The organism is Candidatus Eisenbacteria bacterium, from assembly GCA_030017955.1.
Classification (GTDB): domain Bacteria; phylum Eisenbacteria; class RBG-16-71-46; order JASEGR01; family JASEGR01; genus JASEGR01.
Map to the genome: position 1 here is coordinate 1 of JASEGR010000136.1, position 3648 is coordinate 3648.

General features: G+C 50.8%; 4 protein-coding genes. All 4 read right to left on the minus strand.

The window, feature by feature from the left end:
• Positions 1 to 255: 255 nt before the first annotated feature.
• The gene (locus tag QME66_12870; GenBank protein MDI6809844.1) at positions 256 to 1101 is read right to left on the minus strand and encodes a PDZ domain-containing protein; all 846 of its coding nucleotides are present in this window, start codon (positions 1099 to 1101) and stop codon (positions 256 to 258) included.
• A gap of 106 nt (positions 1102 to 1207) precedes the next feature.
• Entirely contained in the window at positions 1208 to 1837 is a 630-nt protein-coding gene (locus QME66_12875) for a nitroreductase family protein (GenBank protein ID MDI6809845.1), read from the minus strand.
• A 135-nt stretch (positions 1838 to 1972) separates the two neighbouring features.
• The gene (locus QME66_12880) at positions 1973 to 2176 is read right to left on the minus strand and encodes a hypothetical protein (protein ID MDI6809846.1); all 204 of its coding nucleotides are present in this window, start codon (positions 2174 to 2176) and stop codon (positions 1973 to 1975) included.
• Positions 2148 to 3386 carry a TRC40/GET3/ArsA family transport-energizing ATPase gene (locus QME66_12885; GenBank protein ID MDI6809847.1) on the minus strand — a complete coding sequence of 413 codons (1239 nt, stop codon included), beginning with the start codon at positions 3384 to 3386 and terminating at the stop codon, positions 2148 to 2150. The genes QME66_12880 and QME66_12885 overlap by 29 nt, the downstream gene beginning before the upstream one ends.
• Between the last annotated feature and the right edge of the window lie 262 nt (positions 3387 to 3648).

The window sequence follows — 3648 nt, forward strand, 5'->3', positions numbered from 1 at the left end:
AACTTGTGGCACTCGATACCATGTTCATGTAAGTTTATGCATAAAGCAGGCTAGGGGTAGGGATTCTTGCTAGCCTCACCTCAATCCTCTCCCCCACGGGGAGAGGGTAGGGTGAGGGGGGCACGGAAATCAAAACAGGGGAGCTGATGTGGGCTCCCCTGTTTCTTCGGAGGTGCACGCTGAGCGTGCGGTGGCTAGCAACCTGCAACCGACTTCAATACTTCTCCACTCGATTCATCCTACCTTGACACGGAGTTAACTCTTCGATTTCAGATCCTTAATCTGCTCCTTGAGCTTGTTTATCTCTTCCCTCAGATTCTTCAGCTCTTTCTTCATATCGGGTCCAAGGTCGGGCCAATTGGTAAGAAGTGAATCGCCCGCGGAGCGTTTGAAGATTTTGACCTTGTCCATGGACTTCTCGAAGGGCGAGGGTGCTTCACCAAGTTTAACCTTGAACTCTTTCTTCACACCTTTCCTTGAGACAGCGACTACGACTTCGTCTCCCGGATCCTGCTTTCTAATCAAACGCTGTGCTCGCGCAACATCTGAAACCTTTTTCCCATCTATAGAGAGAATTACATCTCCAGCCTTAATCCCTGCTTTTTCTGCAGGAGAGTCCTTTTGCACGCCTTTGATCAGTACGCCCAGCGAATCAGGCACATCAAAGTATTCATGAAGCTGCGGCGTAAGCTCATCCAGAATTACTCCGAGATATCCGCCGTCCTCACAGAATAGGTCAAAAGGCATTATGCCATGCCCTTCGGGCCCCATTCTCAAGACCTTGGTGAAATCCTGTTCGCCATAGCCAGCATGTGTCACGCGACAAGCCATTCCCGGGGATGCGCAACGGGCGATTCCAGGAAATCCACAACACCCCGGATTGCAGCATCCGTGCTGCATACCGGTCGTAACACACATCTTTGAGCAACCAGAAGCCGAAGTTCCAGGCACATTGCAGCATCTTACCTGCTTGTTGATCTCAACAGCGACTTTGCCCTTCTGGCCAGTCGTTTGGGCCAAGGGGCACTGCGCCGATGCAAGAGCTGAGATGAGCAGAAAGAGCAGAAGAAAACTTGAAAAAACCACTAACTTCCTTGTCATGAAAAACCTCCTTTTTCAGGTAACCCCGACGGTCTCAGACTCCCAACTTTAATAGTCTAAACACCGGCAGGGGGCGTTTGGTTCCGCGAAATTTCGCATCAAGGCCTTATTCAATAATTTCCAGGACCTCGTGGAGTGGTTTCCTGGGTTTCGGAGCCGGAGATTCATCAGGCTTTCCCATGGCAATGACTGCAGCAAGCTTCCATGGCTCTTTCACGCCGAGGACTTCTTCAATCTCTCTGGCGGCTATGCAGGGAGCTGTCATCCAGACCGTGCCATAGCCTTTGGCGTGTGAAGCAAGCAGCATGTTTTGAATCGCGGCACCGATGCTTTGCATGTCCGGCCTCGGCCTTACTCTCTCTCTTTCCTCCGGCGAAAGACCGCGAAGGGCGAGCACATCATCCATGGCCGAGCCATAGGGTTCCCCAAAGACCGCAATTCCGCAAGGAGCTTTCGCGAAGTGGGTTGCATACACCTTGGCGCCCTCAATGCGGGGAAGAGAACTTTTTGATTCAGGCCATGATGCTATTTCATTAACCTTGGTCAGAATCACGTTTTCCATCTTCTTCAGGATCTCTTTGTTCGTGACAACCAGGAAACGCCACATTTGCATATTGCTTGCACTCGGCGCCAGCGTTCCGATTCTGACAATCTCCTCCAGATCCTCCTTTGGAATGGGATCAGGGAGGAACTTCCTTATGCTTCTCCTGCCCTCGACGACCTTGATGAAGTCCAATTTGTTTCCTCGCCTCCCTGTCGGCCCCCTCACCTCTAACCTCTCCCCCGTGGGGAGAGCAAGACTGGAGCAGAGATTCCTGCTCGCCTGCACCTCATTATCCTCTCCCCTTCGGGGAGAGGGCAGCGTGAGGGGTTACTTCACCGTGACTTTTTTCGCCTTCCCCTTCTGAGAAACTTTCTCAAGGCGCTCAATCTTCTTGTCAACCAATGCCCTGATGCCAAGCAGAAATTCCCGCTCCGCATTCAAGAAGTGTTTTCCTGGCTCAGACTGAAAACAGTCCGACAGAAACTCACGCAGCACGCTTCCCTCAAGAATTTCTTTTCTTAGTCCTTTCATTTTCCCCACCTCCAAACTTGACCGTAAGTTTTCCGTCTGCAAGTTTCGCTTCCTCAACTTGAAGCGAGCTCAAGACGCGCGGCAGAAGGACGTTTCTTCTGTAGTTTGGGAGCTTGATGATCAGCTCATCGTCTTTTACCCAGACGTCGAGATCGCTCTTCTCAGTGAACGGAAGCCTCACGGTGAGATAGAACTTCCCGTCGGTTTCGACAACATCAATCACTTTTCCCACATGGTAGTGCCTTGTGGGATCGTCATCTCCGTAAATGTCCTCTGCCAGCATCATCAGGAGCTCCTTCCCGACCACTTCCCTGTCAATGAGCTTGGCAGAGAGTATTGTGAGTGGATCGAAAAGCTCCTTTATCTCCTTCATGAGTTTGTCTTGGGTCTTTTTCCATTCATCGAAGAAATGGTCGGTCACTTTCGGGGAAAGCATCCGATTCACGACGACTGCATCGGTTGAGAATCCGAAGAGGTTGAGATATGTGTACGACCTCTGGGCTTCCTTCACCACCATCCTTTCTGCGTTCATGACAAGCCTTATTGAGCATTGAGTTTCGTCGGAAAGAATATCTTTCATTCCGTGAATTCGTTCGTAGAGATCTCTCACGGCGGAGAAGACTTCATCCGGAGGAAGCAGATGGGAGATTTCCTCAACCGGGTTCGATGGTATTGGAAGAGAGAGCTTTGAAATCTTCTTCACAACGGGTCTGACCACCCGCAAGACCTGTCTCTTAATGTTGAAAACCCGCTCCATGTACCATCTGACCATGTCGGGGAAGCTCAAGAGTCTCACAGTTCCGCCGGTCGGCGCACAGTCGATGATGAGCACGTCATATTTCCCGGCTGAGTGGAATTCCTTCATCTTCAGGAGACTGAAAAGTTCCTCCATCCCGGGGAGGACAGAGAGTTCATCACCAACGACATCGTCGAACCCGCGCCTTTTCAACACTGCCATTATGAAGGACTGAATGATTCCCCAGTTTCTCTTGAGCTCCTCATGGACGTCGATTTCAATTCCCCAAAGATTCTTCCCGATCTTCGTCAAGTCTTCGCCAATCGGCGTGTCAAAGGAATCGGAGAGACTGTGGGCGGTGTCCGTGCTCATGATGACGGTCTTCTTCCCAAGCGCCGCGCACTTCCAGGCCGTTGCGGCGGCCACGGTCGTTTTGCCCACGCCGCCTTTTCCAGTGAACATCAGTATTCTCACGCTTGCAATCCTCCAGTCAGAGAGACATTCTTTGAACTTCTTCCTTCTTATCTTACCACCGGAAAATAGTGACAGTCACCATTTTTGGCACCTATTTTAAAATAGTGACAGGCACCTATTTTCGCCCGGGAGCTCGTAGCTGCTGCCCATTTACGAGGCAAAAAATGGTGTCTGTCGCTATGTCTCGATTGAAAATAGGTGCCTGTCCCACTGGTGTCCGGTTAACTTGTTCCGTAGTTGCTGTAACTGTTTTGAGATGAAT